Source organism: Streptomyces sp. NPDC012769 (assembly GCF_042901205.1).
GTDB lineage: Bacteria > Actinomycetota > Actinomycetes > Streptomycetales > Streptomycetaceae > Streptomyces.
Map to the genome: position 1 here is coordinate 140,078 of NZ_JBIBCP010000003.1, position 18,073 is coordinate 158,150.

An 18,073-nucleotide genomic window follows, 5' to 3' on the forward strand; every position below is an offset into this window, starting at 1 on the left:
TTCAGGTGAGTGCCGAGGCCGCGGGCGGCGACGGCGCGGCGCCGCCGCCCGCGGACGGGCGAGGGGAGTGAGGCATCGGGCCTCAGCCCGCCTCCGCCGCCGCGCGGACCGCCGCGCAGACGCGGGCCACGTCGGCGTCGCCCGTCACGAACGGCGGCATCGTGTAGATCAGGTCGCGGAACGGCCGCAGCCACACGCCCGCCCGCACGGCCGCGCGGGTCGCCGCCGTCATGTCGACGTCGTGGTCGAGCTGGACGACGCCGATCGCGCCGAGGACGCGCACGTCCCGGACACCGGGCAGCTCGGCGGCGGCCGCCAGGCCCTCCCGCAGACCCGCCTCGATGCGCTTGACCTCGACCTGCCAGTCCTGGGAGAGGAGCAGGTCGATCGAGGCGAGCGCGACCGCCGAGGCGAGCGGGTTGCCCATGAAGGTCGGCCCGTGGGCGAGGACGGGGACCTCGCCGCGCGAGATGCCCTCCGCCACCCGGCCGGTGCACAGCGTCGCCGCCATCGACAGATAGCCGCCGGTCAGCGCCTTGCCGACGCACATCACGTCGGGGGAGACCCCGGCGTGGTCGGCGGCGAAGAGCGCGCCCGTGCGTCCGAACCCGGTCGCGATCTCGTCGAAGATCAGCAGCACGTCGTGCGCGTCGCACGCCTCCCGCAGCACCCGCAGATAGGCGGCGTCGTGGAAGCGCATCCCGCCCGCGCCCTGCACGACGGGCTCGACGATGACCGCGGCGAGCTCGTCCGCGTGCCGCCCGATCTCCTCGCGCAGCAGCTCCGCGTACGACTCCTCGTACGCGGCGGGCGGCGGCGGCACGAACGCCTGCCGCTGGAGCACGCCCGACCACAACTCGTGCATGCCCCCCTCGGGGTCGCACACGGACATCGGCTGCCAGGTGTCGCCGTGGTAGCCGCCGCGCCAGGTCAGCAGCCGCCGCTTGCCGGAACGGCCGACCGAGCGCCAGTACTGCAGGCACATCTTCGCGGCGACCTCGACCGCGACCGACCCGGAGTCGCTGAGGAACACGTGCCGCAGCGGCTCGGGCGTGATCTCCACGAGCCGCGCGGCGAGCCGGACGGCCGGCTCGTGGGTGAGCCCGCCGAACATGACGTGACTCATCCGGTCGAGCTGGCCGCGCGCGGCCTCGTTGAGCACTGGGTGGTTGTAGCCGTGGATCGCCGACCACCACGAGGACATGCCGTCGATCAACTCGTCGTGACCCTCGGCGGGTTCGGCGAGCCGGAGCCGCACCCCGGACGCGGACGTGACGACCAGCGGTTCCGCCCGGCCGGGCATGGGGCCGTACGGATGCCAGACGTGCGCCCGGTCCAGGGCGAGCAGTTCGTCGTTGCGCATGGTCACCGTTACGCGTTCGGGGCGAGGTCCGTACCGGCGCCGCGACGGCGCACGGCCACCAGGTCGGTCCTGGCGTCCGAGGCGGCCGGCACCCCGGCCGGCGTTGCCGCCGCGGGGGCCTGCGCGTGACCACCGCACGGACCGCAGCCGCCGCCCTCCTCCGCGTGCGAGCCACAGCCGCCGCCCGCCGACGCCTGCGAGCCACAGCCCGCCGAAGCGTGCGAACCGCAGCCGCCGCCCGCGGCACCGGCCGCCGCCAGGGCGTCCACCCGGTGCTGGGGCAGGGTGGTCGTGCCCGCGCCCTCCACCTCGAAGCCTGCGTCGGCGATCATCTCCAGGTCGGTCTTGCCGGCCTGGCCCTCACTGGTGAGGTAGTCGCCGAGGAAGATCGAGTTGGCGATGTGCAGCGCCAGCGGCTGCATCGTGCGCAGGTGCACCTCGCGCCCGCCGGCGATCCGCACCTCGACGTCGGGGCAGACGAACCGGACCATCGCGAGGATCCGCAGACAGCGCTGCGGGGTGAGGTTCCACTCCTTGCCGAGCGGGGTGCCCTCGAAGGGGATGAGGAAGTTGACCGGCACCGAGTCCGAGTCCAGCTCACGCAGCGCGAACACCACGTCGACCAGGTCCTCGTCGGTCTCGCCCATGCCCGCGATGAGACCGGAGCAGGCCGAGAGCCCGGCCGCGTGCGCCTTCTCCACGGTGTCCACGCGGTCCGCGTAGGTGTGGGTGGTGGTGATCTCCCCGTACGTCCCCTCGGACGTGTTGAGGTTGTGGTTGTACGCGTCGGCGCCGGCCTCCTTCAGCCGCTCCGCCTGCCCGTCGGACAGCAGACCGAGGCAGGCGCAGACCTCCACGCCCTCGTTCTGCTCCTTGATGGCCTCGATGGTCTTGCCGACCCGCTCCACGTCCCGGTCCGTCGGACCACGGCCGCTCGCCACCAGGCAGACCCGCTTCGCGCCGCCCGCGACACCGGCCGCCGCGGCGGCCGAGGCCTCGTCGGGCTTCAGCCACGTGTACTTGAGGATCCCGGCGGTCGAGCCGAGCCGCTGGGAACAGTACGAGCAGTCCTCGGGGCACAGCCCCGACTTCAGGTTGACGAGATAGTTGAGCTTCACCCGTCGCCCGAACCACTGGCGCCGCACCTTGCCGGCCGCGGCCACCACATCGAGCAGGTCGTCGTCGGATGTCGCCAGCACGGCGAGCGCTTCTTCACGGGTCGGCAGCTCGCGCCGCAGCCCCTTCTCCACCAGCGTGTTCAGCAGGTCCATAAGGGCTGATCCTTACCTACGGCAGACCCCGGGGCCAAGGAAGAGAAGAACAAACAGACCGGTTTGAAGTGTGTGTATGGCCACACCCTGATGCCGACCCCGGACCGTTAGGGTCTGTGCGCTGCCTACAAAAGGATGCGCCATGCCGCCGTACGCCGAGGACCCGCTGGCCGCCGGACCGGACGCCGGGCCGGCCGACGTGGACGGACCGGACCCCCGCCGGGCCGCGTTCGACTGGACCGAGGCCGCCGCACGGCAGCGCGCGGAGGCCGGTCTGGTGCGGACACTGCGGCCCCGCTCGGCCGAGTCCGACCTCCTGGACCTCGCGAGCAACGACTACCTCGGCCTCACCCGCCGCCCGGAGATCACCGAGGCGGCGGCCGAGGCGGCCCGCCGCTGGGGCGCGGGCTCCACCGGATCGCGGCTCGTCACCGGATCGACACGGCTGCACGCCCGCCTCGAACGAGAGCTGGCCGATTTCTGCGGTTTCGAGGCGGCACTCGTCTTCTCCTCCGGCTACACCGCCAACCTGGCCGCGCTCACCGCCCTCTCCGCCCGGGACGGGCTGATCGTCTCCGACGCGGGCAACCACGCCTCCATCGTCGACGGCTGCCGGCTCGCGCGCGCCGAGACGGCCGTGGTCCCGCACGCCGACCCGGAGGCCGTCGCGAAGACCCTCGGCGCGCATCCCGACCGCCGCGCCCTGGTGGTCAGCGACTCCGTCTTCTCCGTGGACGGCGACCGGGCGCCGCTCACCGCCCTGGCGGAGGCCTGCCGGACGCACGGCGCGGGTCTGGTCGTCGACGACGCCCACGGCTTCGGCGTCCTCGGCGACGGCGGGCGCGGCGCCCTCCACGCGGCGGGCCTCGCGGGTGACCCGGACGTCGTCGCGACCCTCACCCTCTCCAAGTCGCTGGGCAGCCAGGGCGGCGCCGTCCTCGGGCCGGCCCGGGTGATCGAGCACCTGGTCAACGCGGCCCGCACCTTCATCTTCGACACCGGGCTCGCCCCCGCCGCCACGGCCGGCGCCCTCGCGAGCCTGCGTCTGATCGCTGCCGAACCGGGCCTCGCCGCCCGCGCCCGGACGGTCGCCACGACCCTCCACCGGATGCTCACCGAGGCCGGGCTCACCGCCGTCCACCCCGACGCGGCCGTGGTCTCCGTCCGTGCGCCGGGCCCGGGCGAGGCCCTCAAGTGGGCGGCGGACTGCCGCGAACTCGGTCTCGCGGTCGGCTGTTTCCGGCCGCCGTCGGTCCCGGACGGCATCTCACGGCTCCGTCTGACCGCCCGCGCGGACCTCGACGACGCGCAGATCGAGCGGGCCGTCGAGACGATCGTGCGCACGGCGCCCGAGGGGGCGCGGCCGGCCTGACCCGCTGTCAGTGGGGGTGGCTACGGTGATCACATGAGTCTTTCCCTGAGCCCCTACCTGCTCGACATCAAGGCCACGCACGCCCTCGTCGGTTCCGGCGACCAGCAGTTGCTCCAGATCATCCACGACCGGTTCGCCGACGACCTGGCGCGCGACGACGACTGGTTCTCCTCGTCGATCGCCGACGGCGCTCCCACCGCCTCCGAGGCGCTGCGCGCCGTGATCGAGGGCGGGCCCTTCGACGGGGAGAAGCAGTATTCCTTCCAGTATGGCTACGCCTACAAGCGGCTGTGCTCCCTGACCGGGTCCTTCCTGGACAACTCCAGCTTCTCCCCGTTCCGGGGCGACTGGCTGGAGATCGTCGACGAGGGCCTGAAGGCGCTGCGGATCACCGCGGTCTCGGTGGCCGACTTCGGCTACGGCGGCGGCATGCCGGATCCGATTCCCACCTACGACCTGCCGAACTGCGGCGAGTGGACGCACGAGCAGTGCCTGGCGGCTCTTGAGCAGTTCGAGCAGACCAAGCGGGACGGGCACGCCCCGCCGCTGGACCCGGAGGTGGTCGACGCGGTCATGGACGTCACCGGCTGGCTCCGGCACGCGGCGACGCGCCCCGGATTCGGCGTCATCGGCTTCGTCTCCTAGAAGGACACCGAAGCACACCGGACACCGCGGGGGCCCGACGGCGCCGGGCCCCTGGCGTCACTCCTCCGCCGTCACTCCTCGCGTCCCTCCCGTCCCTCGCCGGCCTCGCCCCTGCGCCCGTGCGGGCGGCGCTGCTCCTCGCGGCCGAGGCCCGTGTCCTGGCGCTTGGCGTCCATGCCGTGCTCGTCGGGCGCCGCGTCGCCGCGGCGGCCTCGTACGGCCTCCTCGGCCTCCCGGCGGGCCTCGGCGTCGCCGCTCTCACCGACGGCCTGGGACGGCGTGGTCCGGGGCGGCCGGTCCGCGGGCAGTGTGCGTCGGCGCTCGTGACGGCTCATGATCACCCTCCTGGCTTCCGTTCGGGGTGGGGACGGGTGTGTACGCGGCTGCCCCGCCCCGTCAGGGTGAAACGCGGTCCGGGGCTCCGTGCGCGGGAGCCAGGACGAAGGCGTGCCCGGCGGGGTCGGTGTAGCGGCGCAGGTCGGTGCGCCGGTCCAGCCGGGTGCCGTTCTGTTCGGCGGCCACCGGGCGGGCGCCGAGGGAGATCGCCTCCCGTTCGGCCTCGTCGAGCGCGTCGGGGGCCACGAGGATCCGCAGATGGGCCTGCTGGGAGTCCTCCGGGCGCGGCCAGCTCGGCGGTGCCTGGCCCGGGTCGCGGCGGATGCCCAGAGCGGGGCCGTCGGGGGTGTGGAGCAGGAGCAGATCGGGGTCGCCGTCGGCCGGTGCGACGGTGGCGCCGAGCAGGGTGGCGTAGAAGCGGGCGAGGGGCTCGGGATCGCTGCAGTCGAGGACGAGGACGGGCGTCTTGGGAACGGTCATACGGTGCGTGTGCCCGCTCAAGGCCCGTGCAGGCGTGGCGAGTCGGGCTCCCGGCCCGTCCCTGTCGACCGCTCCTTCCCCTTTGTCCTCGCGAGCCGGGTCGCGAGCCGCGCCGCGAGCCGGATCGCGCTCCGGGGCGCGATCCGCTCGCCCGTCGGACCATTCACTGCTTCGGGCGACAGATATCCGTATATGCCGGTGGATCGCCGTCCAGGGCGGCACGATCGGTGGCACTCTGACGCGAAGCGCAATCCGGGCCCGGCCCGGCGGGAAAGGGACAGCGTCGCCATGGCAGACCACCTGGAAGCAACCGTCACGCTGCCGAGCGATCCCGCTTCGGTCTCGGCCGCGCGGCGACACGTCGCCGAGGTCCTCTCCTCGTGGGGACTCGAGAGCGGGACCGACACCGCGGACGCGGTCCGGCTGATCGTCTCGGAGCTGGCGACCAACGCCGTGCAGCACACCTTCGGGCAGTCGCCCACCTTCACGGTCGACGTCCGCCTGGAGCGGGACGAGCTGCTGCGCATCGGCGTCACCGACAGCCATCCGCGCTGGCCCCGTCGCCTTCCGGCGGCGGTCCAGCAGGACAACGGCCGCGGCATGGTCATCATCCGCTCCCTGACCGCAGAGGCGGGCGGCCGGCTGTCGGTGACGCCGACGGCCGAGGGCGGGAAGACCGTGTGGATCGACCTGCCCTGGCCGGCGGCGGTTCCCGGCTGAGGACAGGTCAGCCGACCCGGCCGTAGAGGACCTTCGACGACCAGATCCGGTCGAGCTTCACCCACGACCCCTTCTTGGGTGAGTGCCAGATCTTGTTGTTTCCCGCGTAGATGCCGACGTGGTACACCCTTCCACCGGAATGGAAGAAGACGAGGTCGCCCTTCTGCCGGCTGGACGCGGAGATGTGCCGGGTCTTGTTGTACTGCTGCTGCGCGGTGCGGGGCAGCGTCTTGCCCGCCTTCTTGTACGAGTAGAGGGTGAGGCCCGAGCAGTCGAACCTGCTGGGGCCCGAGGCTCCGTACTTGTAGGGCGATCCCTTCTTCGAGGCGGCGATGCTCAGGGCCGTGTTGGCGTGTGAGGTCGCGGCCTGGGCCTCTGGCGCCGCTCCTGGGGCGAGCAGCGTGCCGCCGACGGCGGCGAGGGTGAGAGCCGAGACGGCTCCGGCCCGGGACAGCAGGGACGGGACATGAATCTGCGCAGTCATGCGCAACCCTTCGTCAGCCGCCTGTGAAGGATGACCTGTCGGGTTCGGGCAGGCGAAGATGCCCGGCCGCGGCTGCGGCTTCACCCCGAGGAACGCCCCGCACCGTGCGAGTCGTCCCGTGTTGCTCGGGTCCTCCACTCCTGCCGATCCACTCCTGTCGACCAGACGTCCGGGACGGCGGCAGGACTCGGCGTCCGCCCGGACCGCCCCGCCTCGGGTGGCGGGGGCTTGTCGTCGACAGGGATCTTGACCCACAGCCTGGCCCAAATCCGAGCTGAAACGGCGATTTGTGAGGCTCCTCACGACTGATCCATTCGGGTGGACAGTCAGGTTTCGTGATCTTCGATGTTTGCCCGGCGAGCCCGTCACCAGGGGTGGAACGCCCTATTGCGCCAGATGCGTACACCCGTTGCGCAACTCACCTGAGTTCCATGTCGATACATCGACTACGCCGAACGAGGGAGGGTTTCTGCGGTCCGGGTGCCCCGAGTGGACCTCGACACGACACGCGGCACTGTCAACTCGCCTGGTCTCCCGGGACGGTGACGCGCCCCGATCGGCGCTCTCCGTCCAACGTCCGCAGCGCACGCGCCAAGGTGTCGGCGTGCACCTCGCTCTCGCCCCGCAGATGCATGAGCGTCAGCGCGTCGCGCAGCGCCGCCGCGCGCCCGACCAGGGCCTGGGCCGCGCGCAGTGCCCCATAGGTATGCGAGGTCCTGGATGGATTGATTCGGCCCAGAAGGTCGAGGACTTCGAGGTACGCGTCGACGAACTCGCCCTCGGCGCGGGTCAGTGCGGGCAGCGGCGGCAGCTCCGGGAGCACGGCGGGCTCACTCCTTCCCGGCGCCGACGGGCCCGCGGCGGCCCTCGACCACGTGGTCCACCAGGCCGTAGGCGAGCGCGCCCGCCGCGTCGAGCACGGTGGTCCGGTCGATGTCGGCGTCGACGCGTTCGCGGTCCTTGCCGGTGTGCTCCGCGAGCAGTCCGGCGACCAGGGCGCGCTGCCGCAGCAATTCCCGCGCGTGGATGTCGAGATCGCTGGGCTGCCCCTGCAACGGCTCGTCGAGGCTGGGCTGCTGAAGCACGATCCGGGCACCCGGCAGGGTGAGCCGCCGACCCGGCGTGCCGGCGGCGAGCAGCACCGCGGCGGGCCCCACGGCCTGGCCGAGGCAGATGGTCTCCACCTCGCAGGAGACCGTGCTGATCGTGTCGTACACCGAGGTCATGGCGCTGATCGAGCCGCCGGGGGAGTTGACGTAGAGGCTGATCACGCTGTGGGGGGCGGCGTGGTCGAGGTGCAGGAACTGGGCGATCACGTCGTTGGCGGCCGTCTCGTCGATCGGTGTGCCGAGGAAGACGATCCGCTCGTCGAGCAGCTTCGCGTACGGGTCGAGGGTGCGGGTCCCGAGGCTGGTGCGCTCGGTGAACTCCGGAAGGACATATCGCATGGTGCTCCGCATGGCGCTCCTCCTTCTGTAAAAAATGTACAGGATGTACAGGCCGTAAGATGAGGAGCATGGCCTATGAGATTCCGGTGACGCAAGCACGCGCAGAGCTCGCGGATCTGATCAACCGCGTCGTCTACGGCGATGAGCGGGTGGTCGTCACCCGGCACGGAAAGCCTCTCGTCGCCCTGGTGTCCGCCGCTGACCTGGAACGACTCGAGGCGGCGGAAGCGCCGGCCGAGGAGCGGGTGATCAGCTCGGTCTCCGCCGTCCGCGGCATCGCGTCCGCTCCGGGTGAACAGCGCCGCTTCGGCATCGCGGCGCACCACCGCGACCCCGGCGCCCCCGAGGCGTAGAACCCCACACCGAGACCCACGCGGAAAGCCGTGTGCCTCCGCCCGGCGGGACGGAGGCACACGCCTTTGGTGTGGACCGGCGAGGCGGGGCTCAGGCGACCGGCTGCGGTACCGCAGCCGGTGCGGTCTCCGTCGCGGTCCGGCCCGCCGCGCGCCGCGCGCCGACCAGGACGGCGGTCAGTCCGGCCGCGGCCCACACGGCGAGGACGAGCAGCGCGGATCCCGCGCCCGCCCCGTCGAAGTACGCGACCGAGCGCAGGGCCGTGCCGCCCGCGCCCGGCGGGAGCAGTTGGCCGAGCGTGCCGGCCGGGGCGGGCAGCAGTTCGGGCGCGCCGGCGACCCCGGAGAACGGGTTGCCGAGCAGGATCATCAGGACGGCTCCGAGGCCGAGGCCGGGCCTGCCGATCAGTGCGGCGAGCCCCGCGAGCGTCGCGCCGACGGCCAGCACGGTCAGGGCGAGCACGCCCGCCTCCGCCCACCAGGAACCGGTGAACGCGCCGAGCCAGCTGTCCGCGAGGGCGGCGCCGGTCAGGCCCGCGAGGGCGGCGGCGCCCGTGAGGGCCACGGCGACCCGGGCGCCGCGCAGCCCGAGCATGGTGGCGACGATGCCGGAGGCGGCTCCGGCCATGCCGAGCGGCAGCAGTCCGGCCGCGAGGACGGCGCCGCGCGGATCGGCGGCGGAGGCGGGCACGACATCGGTGACCGCGAGCGCGGTACCGGCCGGCAGTTGCCCGGCGACGGCCTCGCGCAGCAGTCCGGCGACGACCGGGCTCGCGGCGGAGGCGGTCAGGAGCTCGGGTCCCCGCGGCGTGACGACGATCGCGCCGTACACCGTCCGGTCCTCGATCGCGGCGCGGGCGGCGGCCTCGTCCGCGTAACGGTGCACGTCGAAGGCCTCCCCGCGGGCGGCGAGCCGCTGCTCCAGGGGCGCGGTGGCGGTGGCGGGCCCGGCGAGTCCGATCGGCAGGTCGCGCGGTGCGGTCCTGGCGGCCGGCCAGGCGAAGGCCCAGAGGGCGAAGGCGACGACGGCGGGGATGAGCAGCATCACCGCGAGGGTCTTGCGGGTGGCTGTGGCGGGCATGACTCCAGCTCGATTCGGGAGAGGGGTAAAGAGAAGGATCGTTCGTTTTGCATCTGGGCCCACTGTCCTGCGGAGGGTCTCGGTTGTCAAGAATGAATATTCGTTTTACGTTGGGCGCCATGGCCCGTGTCTCGCAGGAACACCTCGACGCCCGCCGCCGCCAGATCCTGGACGGCGCCGCCCGCTGCTTCGCCCGCAACGGCTTCCACGCGACCTCCATGCAGGACGTCCTCACCGAGGTGGGCCTCTCGGCCGGCGCCGTCTACCGCTATTTCCGCGGCAAGGACGAACTGATCGCCGCCATCGCGGAGGAGGCCTTCGCGGGAGTCCGCGGTGCCTTCGTGGAGGCGTCCCGGGCCACCCCGCCGCCCACCCCCGACGTGCTCCTGGGCGCGGTGCTCCGCCTCTTCCTGGAGGAGCGGATCCCGGGCGCCGACCGGCAGGCCTTCCCGCGGCTGATCCTCCAGGTGTGGAGCGAGACGCTGCGCGACGAACAGCTCGCCGCGACCCTGGAGGCCGGTTTCCGCGGCATGCGGGAGATCTGGGCCGGCCTCGTCACCGCCTACCAGGAGAACGGGCTGCTGCCGGCCGGCGTCTCCGCCGACCACATGGTCAGGATCCTCATCGCGATCGCCCAGGGCTGCATCGCCCAGCAGGCGCTCTTCGGTGACCTGAGCGTCGAGATCCTGGAGGAGGGGGTCCGCGGGCTCATGTCCATGCGGACGCAAAGCCCCAGTTAACGAGCCGGAAAAACTTCCGCCCTAACGTGCAATGTCTGGCTCGGCAGCCCCTCCGCGTGGCTCAACGCAGCGTTGAAGATCGCTAAGGTCCGCTGCTGTCCGGGAGATGTGATCCCCGGTGGACGACAGTGAGGTGGAAGCGTGCGACTCAGCCCCCACGAGCAGGAACGCCTGCTCATTCATGTCGCGGCGGACGTGGCGGAGAAGCGCAGGGCGCGCGGGGTGAGGCTCAACCACCCCGAGGCCGTCGCCCTCATCACCTCGCACGTCCTGGAGGGCGCCAGGGACGGCCGCACCGTCGCCGAACTCATGGCATCCGGCCGCAAGGTGCTCAGCCGCGACGAGGTCATGGACGGCATCCCCGAGATGATCCACGACGTCCAGGTGGAGGCGACCTTCCCCGACGGGACCAAGCTCGTCACCGTCCATGACCCGATCGTGTGAAGGCGGGCCGGCACCCATGATCCCCGGAGAGATCCTTTACGGTGACGGTCCCGTCGTCCTCAACGAGGGCCGCACCGTCACCCGCCTCACCGTCCTCAACGCCGCCGACCGACCCGTCCAGGTCGGCTCCCACTACCACTTCGCCGAGGCCAACCCCGGCCTCGACTTCGACCGCGCCGCCGCCCGCGGCCTGCGGCTGGACATCGCCGCCGGCACCGCCGTCCGCTTCGAGCCCGGCATCCCCGTCGAAGTCGAGCTCGTGCCGATCGCCGGCCGCCGGATCGTGCCCGGCCTGCGCGGCGAGACCGCCGGCCCCCTCGACCCCGCCACCGGCCCGAACGGAGGCGACCGTGCCTGAGCTGCACCGCGCCGTCTACGCCGACCTGTTCGGCCCCACCACCGGCGACCGCATCCGGCTCGCCGACACCGATCTGCTGGTCGAGATCGAGGAGGACCGCTCCGGCGGCCCCGGCCGCGCGGGCGACGAGGCCGTGTTCGGCGGCGGCAAGGTCATCCGCGAGTCCATGGGCCAGTCCCGCACCACCCGCGCCGAAGGCGCCCCCGACACCGTGATCACCGGGGCGGTGGTCATCGACCACTGGGGCATCGTCAAGGCCGACATCGGCATCCGCGACGGGCGGATCACCGCCCTCGGCAAGGCCGGCAACCCCGACACCATGGACGGCGTTCACCCCGGGCTCGTCATCGGCCCCGAGACCGAGGTCATCGTCGGCAACGGCCGGATCCTCACCGCCGGAGCCGTCGACGCCCACGTCCACTTCATCTCCCCGACCGTCGTCGAGCAGGCCCTCGCCACCGGCGTCACCACCCTCGTCGGCGGCGGCACCGGACCCGCCGAGGGCACCAAGGCCACCACCATCACCCCCGGCCCCTGGCACATGGCCCGGATGTTCGAGGCCCTGGACACCTTCCCCGTCAACATCGGCCTGCTCGGCAAGGGCAACACCATGTCCCGGGAGGCCATGCGCTCCCAGCTCCGCGGCGGAGCGCTCGGATTCAAGATCCACGAGGACTGGGGCGCCACCCCCGCCGTCATCGACGCCTGTCTGGACGTCTGCGAGGAGACCGGCGCCCAGCTCGCCATCCACACCGACACGCTCAACGAGGCCGGTTTCGTCGGCGACACCCTCGCCGCCATCGCCGGCCGCACCATCCACGCGTACCACACCGAGGGCGCGGGCGGCGGACACGCGCCCGACATCATCACCGTCGTCTCCGAGCCGCACGTCCTGCCCAGCTCGACCAACCCGACCCGCCCGCACACCGTCAACACCGTCGAGGAACACCTCGACATGCTGATGGTCTGCCACCACCTCAACCCGGCCGTCCCCGAGGACCTCGCCTTCGCCGAGTCCCGCATCCGCCCCTCCACGATCGCCGCCGAGGACGTGCTGCACGACCTCGGCGCCATCTCGATCATCTCCTCCGACTCCCAGGCCATGGGGCGCGTCGGCGAGGTGATCATGCGGACCTGGCAGACCGCCCACGTCATGAAGAAGCGGCGCGGCGCCCTGCCCGGCGACGGCGCCGCCGACAACCACCGGGCCCGGCGCTACGTCGCCAAGTACACGATCAACCCGGCCGTCGCCCAGGGCATGGACCACCTCATCGGCTCCGTCGAACCCGGCAAGCTCGCCGACCTGGTGCTGTGGGAGCCGGCCTTCTTCGGCGTCAAGCCGCTCCTCGTCCTCAAGGGCGGGCAGATCGCCTACGCGCAGATGGGCGACGCCAACGCCTCCATCCCCACGCCCCAACCCGTCCTGCCCCGGCCGATGTTCGGCGCCCTCGGCCGGGCCGCCGCGGCCGGCTCCGTCAACTTCGTCTCCCAGGCAGCGATCGAGGACGACCTGCCGCGCAGGCTCTGCCTGCACAAGGAGTTCACCCCCATCGGCTCCACCCGGCGCATCACCAAGGCCGACATGCGGGAGAACGACGCCCTGCCCCGGGTCGAGGTCGACGCCGACACCTTCTCGGTGACCATCGACGGCGAACCGGTCGAACCGGCCCCCGCCGCCGAACTGCCCATGGCCCAGCGCTACTTCCTCTTCTGACAGCCCACGATGACCCGTTCCGCACTCCTCGTGCTCGCCGACGGCCGCTTCCCCGCCGGCGGGCACGCCCACTCGGGCGGCGCCGAAGCCGCCGTCAAGTCGGGCCGCCTGAAGGACGCCGCCGACCTGGAGTCCTTCTGTCGCGGACGGCTGCACACCACCGGCCTCACCACGGCCTCACTCGCCGCCGCCGCGGCCCTCGGCGCCGACCCGTACGCCCTCGACGAGGCAGCCGACGCCCGCACCCCCTCACCCGCCCTGCGCGCCGCCGCCCGCAGGCTCGGCCGCCAGCTGATGCGGGCCGCCCGCGCCGCCTGGCCGAGCCCCGAACTCGACCTGCTCGCCGACGCGTTCCCGCGCGGCGCCCACCAGCCCGTCGTCCTCGGCACCGCCGCCCGGGCCGCCGGACTCGGCCCCGAGGACGCCGCCCACTGCGTCGCGTACGAGACGGTCAGCGGCCCCGCGACCGCCGCCGTGCGCCTGCTCGGCCTGGACCCCTTCCAGGCCACCGCCGTCCTCGCCCGGCTCGCCCCCGCCATGGACGAGGTCGCGGCCCGGGCCACCGCCGCGGCGCACCAGGGCCTCGACGCCCTGCCCGCCGCCTCGGCCCCGCTGCTCGACCTCACCGCCGAACAGCACGCGACCTGGCCCGTCCGCCTCTTCGCCTCGTAGCACCCCCCAGCCCGCAAGGAGCCGCCATGCACCTCGACCACGACCACGGCCACGCCTCCGCCGTCTCCGCCGACGCCCACCGGCCCGACGGCAGCCGCCGCGCCCTGCGCATCGGCCTCGGCGGCCCCGTCGGATCCGGCAAGACCGCCACCGTCGCCGCCCTCTGCCGCGAACTGCGCGACACCCTCTCCCTCGCCGTCGTCACCAACGACATCTACACCCGCGAGGACGCCGAGTTCCTGCTCCGCGAGGCGGTCCTGCCGCCCGAGCGCATCCAGGCCGTCGAGACCGGCGCCTGCCCCCACACCGCGATCCGCGACGACATCTCCGCCAACCTCGAAGCCGTCGAGGACCTGGAGGAGTCGGTCGGCCCGCTCGACCTCGTCCTCGTCGAGTCCGGCGGCGACAACCTCACCGCCACCTTCTCCAAGGGCCTCGTCGACGCCCAGATCTTCGTCATCGACGTCGCCGGGGGCGACGACATCCCGCGCAAGGGCGGCCCCGGCGTCACCACCGCCGACCTCCTCGTGATCAACAAGACCGACCTCGCCCCCTACGTCGGATCCGACCTCGAGCGGATGGCCCGCGACGCCAAGGAACAGCGCGGCGACCTGCCCGTCGCCTTCACCTCCCTGCGCTCGGAGGAGGGCGTGACGCCGGTCGCCGACTGGGTCAAGGGCCGCCTGGCGGCATGGACCGCATGAGCCTCACCGCGCGCTCCCTCACCGCCACCGCCCGGATCGTCGCCGGCCCGGACGGCTCGCTCCCGGTCCTGCAGAGCGACGGCCCCCTCGCCCTGCGCCGCACCCGAGCCCCCGGCCCGTACACCCGCGTCACCGTCGTCGGCGCGATGAGCGCCCCGCTCGGCGGCGACCGGCTCTCACTGGCGGCGGAGGTACGGGACGGGGCGCGGCTCCTGGTCGACTCCGCCGCCGCGACCGTCGCCCTGCCCGGCCGCGGCGGCGCCCCCGCCACGTACGACATCGCGCTGACCGTCGGCGCGGACGCCGAGCTGCGCTGGCTGCCCGAGCAGCTGGTCTCCGCGCGCGGCTCCGAGCTGCGGATGCGCACCACCGTCGAACTCGCCGCCACCGCCCGGCTTTCTCTCCGAGAGGAACAAATCCTCGGCCGGTACGGCGAGGAGCCCGGCAGCCTCCTCACCCGGCTCACCGTGCGCCGAGCCGGACGCCTTCTGCTCGATCAGGAACTCGGCTACGGGCCCGCCGCCCCGGCCGGCTGGGACGGCCCCGCGGTCCTCGCCGGCCACCGCGCCACCGGGCAACTGCTCGTCGTGGACCCCGGCTTCGCCGACCGGCCGGCCGAGCCGCGGCTGCTCGGCGAGCACGCCGTGCTCACCCCGCTCGCCGGCCCCGCCGCCCTCGTCACCGCCGTCGCCCCCGACGCCCTCACCCTGCGCCGCCTCCTCGACGAAGCCCTGGAGGGCATCCTGTGGAGCCTGCCGAGCCCTGCGACCCGCCCCGAGTCATGAGCGCACGCGGGAATCCTGACTCGTCCGCCGGTTCCAGCCGGGCAGTCGCAGGGCGCCGCGCCAGGCGGGCCCGGCCACGGCGGCCAGGACGACGGCGAGGCCCCGGTCGAGCGGGACGGGGAAGGGGCGGGGGAGCACCGACGGGACCGGCGGGAGCTCCTCGCCCGGGCCCAAGGGAGGCGGACCCGGCGCCGGCCCCTCCCGCGAAGTCACCGCGACGCCAGCCAGGCGTCCTCCGCGGCGTAGTCGAAGAAGTCCACCTGATACTTCGCCAGACCCGGGAAGGCCTCCCGCCAGTCCCGCCCCGCCACCTGCGCGGCCAGCCACTCCACCGTCGCCGGCAGCGACTCCTCGTACGTCACCACCGGCCGGTAGCCCAACTCCCGCTCGGCCGCCGCCATGTCGTACACCACCGGATGCGCCGCGGTCCACGGCGTCAGGCCCACCGTGCCCCGCGCGGCGCCCTCCACCAGGACCGTCTCGCTCTCCGCCCCCATCACCGCGTCGATCGCCGCACCGATCTCCGCGACCGTCGGCGCCGTCGGATCACCGCCGTTGAGCACCCGGCTGCCCGGCTTGGCGGCGGCGAGACGGATCAGCTCGGCGAGGTTGTCCACGTGCACCGGGTGGAAGCGGGACCGGCCGCCCTCCGCGAGGATCCGCACCGGCCGTCCGTCCAGCGCACGCTTGACGAACCACAGCTCCCGGGGGCCCGGGCAGTACGTGCCGTGGATGGCACCCGCCCGCAGCAAGGTCGTCGGCAGCCGGTCGCCGGCCGCCAGCAGCTCCCGTTCCAGGGCGACCTTCCGGGAGCTGTAACTGTGCTGCCCGGGTGCGACCGTCGCCAGGTCCTCCGGGATCGGCACCGGAAAGCGCGGAAAGCCGTCCGGCTCGCCCTGCGTGTCGAAGCTCCGCCCCCGGTCGTCCTCGTACACCGCCCCGCTGGAGATCACCACCGCCGAACCGATCCGGTCCGCGAGCCCCGTCAACTGCCGCCCGTGCCCGGCGTCATAGGCCACGATGTCCACCAGGACGTCCGTGCCCCCGCCGAGCGCCGCCGACAGCGCCCCGTCCGCGTCGCGGTCCACCGCCACCGACCGGACCTCCGCCGGCCACCGCTCGTCCCGGCCGCCCCGGCGCGAGGCGGCGGTCACCTCCCAGCCGTCCGCGACGAGCGCCCTCACGGCCGCCCGCCCCACCTGTCCCGTCGCTCCCATTACGAACACGCTTCCCTTGGTCATGACGGTGACGCTACGGGCCGGGGGCCGCGCCGCCCAGGACCTTTCGCCGTGCGCGGATTCGCCCTCAGCGTCGCCGTCGCGGGAACTTCCGCGGCGCCGCCTCCGATTCGGCCGCCTTCACCTTCGCCGCGTACTCGTCCACGTACTCCTGCCCGGACAGCGCCAGGATCTCGTACATGATCTCGTCGGTCACCGCGCGCACCGCCGTCTTCTCCCCCTCCAGCCCGGCGTAGCGCGAGAAGTCCAGCGGCGCGCCGAAGCGGATCGTGACCCGCCGGATCCGCGGGACGACCCGGCCGGGCGGCTGGATCTCGAAGGTCCCCACCATCGCGCACGGGATCACCGGCACCCCCGCCGTCAGCGCCATCACCGCGACCCCCACCTTCCCCTTGTACAGGCGCCCGTCGTGCGACCGCGTCCCCTCCGGATAGATCCCGAGCAGCTCACCCTTGGCGAGCACCCCGAGACCCTCCCGGATCGCCGCCCGTCCGGCCTCCTTGCCCGAGCGGTCCACCGGGATCTGACCGGCGCTGCGGAAGAAGGCGGCGGTCAGCCGGCCCTTGAGACCCGGGCCGGTGAAGTACTCCTGCTTGGCGAGGAAGGTGATCCGCCTGCTCAGCACCACCGGCATCAGGAAGTGGTCGGAGAACGACAGATGGTTGCCCGCCACGATCGCCGCGCCCTCCTCGGGAACATGCTCAAGACCCTCCACCCGCGGCCGGAACAGCAGCCTCAGCAGCGGTCCGAGCAGCACGTACTTCAAGACGTGGTAGAACACCGAACAACCCCGTTCGTCGCCCGAAAAGGCCCGTGCACGCCCCCTTTGTATCCGTGGGCGTCCCCGTGGTCCACTGGTGGGGAGGAACGGGACTGATGACAGGCACGCGCGGGCACCGGAGTCCCGGCGCAGCCGCCACCGCCGCCCTGCTGTGCGCGGTGACGGCCGCCGGTCTGTACGGCTGCTCCGATACGGGCCCCTCCCAGCCGCGGCCGACCCCTACACCCGCGCCCGCCACGACCGAGGGGATCTCCCCGCTCACCGGACGCCCCGCCCGGTCGGGCCCGGTCCTCGCCGTGAAGATCGACAACGTGCCGCCCGCCCGGCCGCACACCGGCCTCGACGCCGCCGACCTCGTCTACGTCGAGCAGGTCGAGTCCGGCCAGACCCGCCTGATGGCCGTCTACTCCTCCCGGCTGCCCGACCGGGTCGGACCGGTCCGCAGCGCCCGCGAGTCCGACCTCGGCCTGCTGAGCCAGTTCGGCCGCCCGGTCCTCGCCTACTCCGGCGCCCAGAGCGCCCTCACCCCGCTGATCAAGGCCGCCCCGCTGCACCCGGTCACCGAGGCCGACACCCCCCGCGCCTTCGTGCGCGACCCCGGCCGCAGCGCCCCGTACAACCTCTATCTGCGGCCCGACCGGGCGCTCGCCACCGCGCCCGACGCCACCCACGCCAAGGACATCGGATTCCGCTTCGGCCCCGCGCCGGCGGACGGCACCCCGGTCAACAGCCGTACGGTCCGCTTCCCCGCCGCCCGCTACACCTTCACCTGGGCACCCGCCGAGCGCGCCTGGCACGTCACCATGGACGGCCGCTCCGACGGTCCGCTGAAACCGGCCACCGTCGTGGTGCAACACGTCACCGTGCAGCCCTCGCGCTTCCACGACTTCACGGGCGCCGTCTCCCCGTACACCGTCACCACCGGCTCCGGAACCGCCCAGGTGCTGCGTGACGGACGCGTCCACGAGGCCCGCTGGAGCAGGCCGAGCGCCGAGGCGGGCACCACCTTCACCACCCCCTCGGGCGCGCCGCTGAACTTCGCCCCCGGACAGGTGTGGGTGCTGCTCACCGGCAGCCGGTGACC

At 73.2% G+C, this 18,073-nt stretch carries 23 protein-coding genes and 1 riboswitch; of the genes, 12 read left to right on the plus strand and 11 right to left on the minus strand.

Annotated features, from left to right (window positions below; translation table 11 throughout):
• Nucleotides 1–82: 82 nt before the first annotated feature.
• Together ACFY7C_RS15985 and bioB are read right to left on the minus strand one after the other, a co-directional pair.
• The gene (locus tag ACFY7C_RS15985; protein WP_389649885.1) at nucleotides 83–1,363 is read right to left on the minus strand and encodes an adenosylmethionine--8-amino-7-oxononanoate transaminase; all 1,281 of its coding nucleotides are present in this window, start codon (nucleotides 1,361–1,363) and stop codon (nucleotides 83–85) included.
• 8 nt (nucleotides 1,364–1,371) lie between these two features.
• Nucleotides 1,372–2,634 carry a biotin synthase BioB gene (gene bioB / locus ACFY7C_RS15990; protein WP_389649888.1) on the minus strand — a complete coding sequence of 421 codons (1,263 nt, stop codon included), beginning with the start codon at nucleotides 2,632–2,634 and terminating at the stop codon, nucleotides 1,372–1,374.
• A 142-nt stretch (nucleotides 2,635–2,776) separates the two neighbouring features.
• Between bioB and ACFY7C_RS15995 the strand changes: the two genes are divergently transcribed.
• Complete coding sequence (locus tag ACFY7C_RS15995; RefSeq protein WP_389649891.1) at nucleotides 2,777–4,006, plus strand: 8-amino-7-oxononanoate synthase; 1,230 nt, start codon at nucleotides 2,777–2,779, stop codon at nucleotides 4,004–4,006.
• A 33-nt stretch (nucleotides 4,007–4,039) separates the two neighbouring features.
• Nucleotides 4,040–4,651: a hypothetical protein gene (locus tag ACFY7C_RS16000; RefSeq protein ID WP_389649894.1), complete on the plus strand. Its 612-nt coding sequence runs from the start codon at nucleotides 4,040–4,042 to the stop codon at nucleotides 4,649–4,651.
• 71 nt (nucleotides 4,652–4,722) lie between these two features.
• Here ACFY7C_RS16000 and ACFY7C_RS16005 read toward each other — a convergent pair whose 3' ends face one another.
• Entirely contained in the window at nucleotides 4,723–4,986 is a 264-nt protein-coding gene (locus ACFY7C_RS16005) for a hypothetical protein (RefSeq protein ID WP_389649897.1), read from the minus strand.
• 61 nt (nucleotides 4,987–5,047) lie between these two features.
• Nucleotides 5,048–5,467, minus strand: coding sequence for a VOC family protein (locus ACFY7C_RS16010; protein WP_389649901.1), 420 nt, complete (start codon nucleotides 5,465–5,467; stop codon nucleotides 5,048–5,050).
• 288 nt (nucleotides 5,468–5,755) lie between these two features.
• Here ACFY7C_RS16010 and ACFY7C_RS16015 point away from each other — a divergent pair, with 288 nt between their 5' ends.
• Nucleotides 5,756–6,187, plus strand: coding sequence for an ATP-binding protein (locus ACFY7C_RS16015; protein WP_389649904.1), 432 nt, complete (start codon nucleotides 5,756–5,758; stop codon nucleotides 6,185–6,187).
• A gap of 7 nt (nucleotides 6,188–6,194) precedes the next feature.
• On the opposite strand, the gene ACFY7C_RS16020 is transcribed toward ACFY7C_RS16015, so the two are convergent.
• The 3 genes from ACFY7C_RS16020 to ACFY7C_RS16030 form a co-directional block, all read right to left on the minus strand.
• On the minus strand, nucleotides 6,195–6,671 hold the full coding sequence (locus ACFY7C_RS16020) for a C40 family peptidase (protein WP_389649906.1): 477 nt from the start codon (nucleotides 6,669–6,671) through the stop codon (nucleotides 6,195–6,197).
• Between the two features lie 3 nt (nucleotides 6,672–6,674).
• A riboswitch (cyclic di-AMP (ydaO/yuaA leader) is annotated at nucleotides 6,675–6,874 on the minus strand.
• A 314-nt stretch (nucleotides 6,875–7,188) separates the two neighbouring features.
• The gene (locus ACFY7C_RS16025) at nucleotides 7,189–7,494 is read right to left on the minus strand and encodes a hypothetical protein (protein WP_389649908.1); all 306 of its coding nucleotides are present in this window, start codon (nucleotides 7,492–7,494) and stop codon (nucleotides 7,189–7,191) included.
• A gap of 7 nt (nucleotides 7,495–7,501) precedes the next feature.
• Nucleotides 7,502–8,131 carry an ATP-dependent Clp protease proteolytic subunit gene (locus ACFY7C_RS16030; RefSeq protein ID WP_389649911.1) on the minus strand — a complete coding sequence of 210 codons (630 nt, stop codon included), beginning with the start codon at nucleotides 8,129–8,131 and terminating at the stop codon, nucleotides 7,502–7,504.
• A 56-nt stretch (nucleotides 8,132–8,187) separates the two neighbouring features.
• Here ACFY7C_RS16030 and ACFY7C_RS16035 point away from each other — a divergent pair, with 56 nt between their 5' ends.
• On the plus strand, nucleotides 8,188–8,472 hold the full coding sequence (locus ACFY7C_RS16035; RefSeq protein WP_389649914.1) for a type II toxin-antitoxin system Phd/YefM family antitoxin: 285 nt from the start codon (nucleotides 8,188–8,190) through the stop codon (nucleotides 8,470–8,472).
• Between the two features lie 91 nt (nucleotides 8,473–8,563).
• Here ACFY7C_RS16035 and ACFY7C_RS16040 read toward each other — a convergent pair whose 3' ends face one another.
• Complete coding sequence (locus ACFY7C_RS16040; RefSeq protein ID WP_389649917.1) at nucleotides 8,564–9,553, minus strand: ABC transporter permease; 990 nt, start codon at nucleotides 9,551–9,553, stop codon at nucleotides 8,564–8,566.
• Between the two features lie 119 nt (nucleotides 9,554–9,672).
• Here ACFY7C_RS16040 and ACFY7C_RS16045 point away from each other — a divergent pair, with 119 nt between their 5' ends.
• The 7 genes from ACFY7C_RS16045 (at nucleotide 9,673) to ACFY7C_RS16075 (ending at nucleotide 14,970) form a co-directional block, all read left to right on the plus strand.
• On the plus strand, nucleotides 9,673–10,293 hold the full coding sequence (locus ACFY7C_RS16045) for a TetR/AcrR family transcriptional regulator (protein WP_389649920.1): 621 nt from the start codon (nucleotides 9,673–9,675) through the stop codon (nucleotides 10,291–10,293).
• A gap of 141 nt (nucleotides 10,294–10,434) precedes the next feature.
• Nucleotides 10,435–10,737, plus strand: coding sequence for an urease subunit gamma (locus tag ACFY7C_RS16050; protein ID WP_389649923.1), 303 nt, complete (start codon nucleotides 10,435–10,437; stop codon nucleotides 10,735–10,737).
• A 16-nt stretch (nucleotides 10,738–10,753) separates the two neighbouring features.
• Nucleotides 10,754–11,095, plus strand: a complete 342-nt coding sequence (locus ACFY7C_RS16055) for an urease subunit beta (protein ID WP_389649926.1) — start codon at nucleotides 10,754–10,756, stop codon at nucleotides 11,093–11,095.
• Entirely contained in the window at nucleotides 11,088–12,809 is a 1,722-nt protein-coding gene (locus tag ACFY7C_RS16060; RefSeq protein ID WP_389649929.1) for an urease subunit alpha, read from the plus strand. Before ACFY7C_RS16055 ends, ACFY7C_RS16060 begins: the two co-directional genes overlap by 8 nt.
• A 9-nt stretch (nucleotides 12,810–12,818) precedes the next feature.
• Nucleotides 12,819–13,481: an urease accessory protein UreF gene (locus ACFY7C_RS16065; RefSeq protein WP_389649932.1), complete on the plus strand. Its 663-nt coding sequence runs from the start codon at nucleotides 12,819–12,821 to the stop codon at nucleotides 13,479–13,481.
• 26 nt (nucleotides 13,482–13,507) lie between these two features.
• Nucleotides 13,508–14,185, plus strand: coding sequence for an urease accessory protein UreG (gene ureG, locus ACFY7C_RS16070; protein WP_389649935.1), 678 nt, complete (start codon nucleotides 13,508–13,510; stop codon nucleotides 14,183–14,185).
• Entirely contained in the window at nucleotides 14,173–14,970 is a 798-nt protein-coding gene (locus ACFY7C_RS16075) for an urease accessory protein UreD (RefSeq protein ID WP_389649938.1), read from the plus strand. Before ureG ends, ACFY7C_RS16075 begins: the two co-directional genes overlap by 13 nt.
• Here ACFY7C_RS16075 and ACFY7C_RS16080 read toward each other — a convergent pair.
• From ACFY7C_RS16080 to ACFY7C_RS16090, 3 genes are all read right to left on the minus strand, one after another.
• Complete coding sequence (locus ACFY7C_RS16080; RefSeq protein ID WP_389649941.1) at nucleotides 14,965–15,108, minus strand: hypothetical protein; 144 nt, start codon at nucleotides 15,106–15,108, stop codon at nucleotides 14,965–14,967. The two genes, ACFY7C_RS16075 and ACFY7C_RS16080, sit on opposite strands and share 6 nt — an antisense overlap.
• Nucleotides 15,109–15,179: 71 nt before the next feature.
• The gene (locus ACFY7C_RS16085; protein WP_389649944.1) at nucleotides 15,180–16,211 is read right to left on the minus strand and encodes an NAD-dependent epimerase/dehydratase family protein; all 1,032 of its coding nucleotides are present in this window, start codon (nucleotides 16,209–16,211) and stop codon (nucleotides 15,180–15,182) included.
• A gap of 64 nt (nucleotides 16,212–16,275) precedes the next feature.
• Nucleotides 16,276–16,989 (minus strand): lysophospholipid acyltransferase family protein, encoded by a 714-nt coding sequence (locus ACFY7C_RS16090; protein WP_389649947.1) that lies wholly within the window; start codon nucleotides 16,987–16,989, stop codon nucleotides 16,276–16,278.
• Nucleotides 16,990–17,084: 95 nt separating this feature from the next.
• Here ACFY7C_RS16090 and ACFY7C_RS16095 point away from each other — a divergent pair, with 95 nt between their 5' ends.
• Nucleotides 17,085–18,071, plus strand: coding sequence for a DUF3048 domain-containing protein (locus tag ACFY7C_RS16095; protein ID WP_389649951.1), 987 nt, complete (start codon nucleotides 17,085–17,087; stop codon nucleotides 18,069–18,071).
• The last annotated feature ends 2 nt before the right edge of the window (nucleotides 18,072–18,073 follow it).

Excerpts from the sequence above, each read along its gene's own strand:
- ACFY7C_RS16040 (WP_389649917.1), bottom strand. The coding sequence starts at position 9,553 with ATGCCCGCCACAGCCACCCGCAAGACCCTCGCGGTGATGCTGCTCATC.
- ACFY7C_RS16030 (WP_389649911.1), bottom strand. The coding sequence starts at position 8,131 with ATGCGGAGCACCATGCGATATGTCCTTCCGGAGTTCACCGAGCGCACC.
- ACFY7C_RS16015 (WP_389649904.1), top strand. The coding sequence starts at position 5,756 with ATGGCAGACCACCTGGAAGCAACCGTCACGCTGCCGAGCGATCCCGCT.
- ACFY7C_RS16075 (WP_389649938.1), top strand. The coding sequence starts at position 14,173 with ATGGACCGCATGAGCCTCACCGCGCGCTCCCTCACCGCCACCGCCCGG.
- ACFY7C_RS16010 (WP_389649901.1), bottom strand. The coding sequence starts at position 5,467 with ATGACCGTTCCCAAGACGCCCGTCCTCGTCCTCGACTGCAGCGATCCC.
- ACFY7C_RS16005 (WP_389649897.1), bottom strand. The coding sequence starts at position 4,986 with ATGAGCCGTCACGAGCGCCGACGCACACTGCCCGCGGACCGGCCGCCC.
- ACFY7C_RS15985 (WP_389649885.1), bottom strand. The coding sequence starts at position 1,363 with ATGCGCAACGACGAACTGCTCGCCCTGGACCGGGCGCACGTCTGGCAT.
- ACFY7C_RS16065 (WP_389649932.1), top strand. The coding sequence starts at position 12,819 with ATGACCCGTTCCGCACTCCTCGTGCTCGCCGACGGCCGCTTCCCCGCC.
- ureG (WP_389649935.1), top strand. The coding sequence starts at position 13,508 with ATGCACCTCGACCACGACCACGGCCACGCCTCCGCCGTCTCCGCCGAC.
- ACFY7C_RS16035 (WP_389649914.1), top strand. The coding sequence starts at position 8,188 with ATGGCCTATGAGATTCCGGTGACGCAAGCACGCGCAGAGCTCGCGGAT.
- ACFY7C_RS16045 (WP_389649920.1), top strand. The coding sequence starts at position 9,673 with ATGGCCCGTGTCTCGCAGGAACACCTCGACGCCCGCCGCCGCCAGATC.
- ACFY7C_RS15995 (WP_389649891.1), top strand. The coding sequence starts at position 2,777 with ATGCCGCCGTACGCCGAGGACCCGCTGGCCGCCGGACCGGACGCCGGG.
- ACFY7C_RS16020 (WP_389649906.1), bottom strand. The coding sequence starts at position 6,671 with ATGACTGCGCAGATTCATGTCCCGTCCCTGCTGTCCCGGGCCGGAGCC.
- bioB (WP_389649888.1), bottom strand. The coding sequence starts at position 2,634 with ATGGACCTGCTGAACACGCTGGTGGAGAAGGGGCTGCGGCGCGAGCTG.
- ACFY7C_RS16055 (WP_389649926.1), top strand. The coding sequence starts at position 10,754 with ATGATCCCCGGAGAGATCCTTTACGGTGACGGTCCCGTCGTCCTCAAC.
- ACFY7C_RS16085 (WP_389649944.1), bottom strand. The coding sequence starts at position 16,211 with ATGACCAAGGGAAGCGTGTTCGTAATGGGAGCGACGGGACAGGTGGGG.
- ACFY7C_RS16095 (WP_389649951.1), top strand. The coding sequence starts at position 17,085 with ATGACAGGCACGCGCGGGCACCGGAGTCCCGGCGCAGCCGCCACCGCC.
- ACFY7C_RS16000 (WP_389649894.1), top strand. The coding sequence starts at position 4,040 with ATGAGTCTTTCCCTGAGCCCCTACCTGCTCGACATCAAGGCCACGCAC.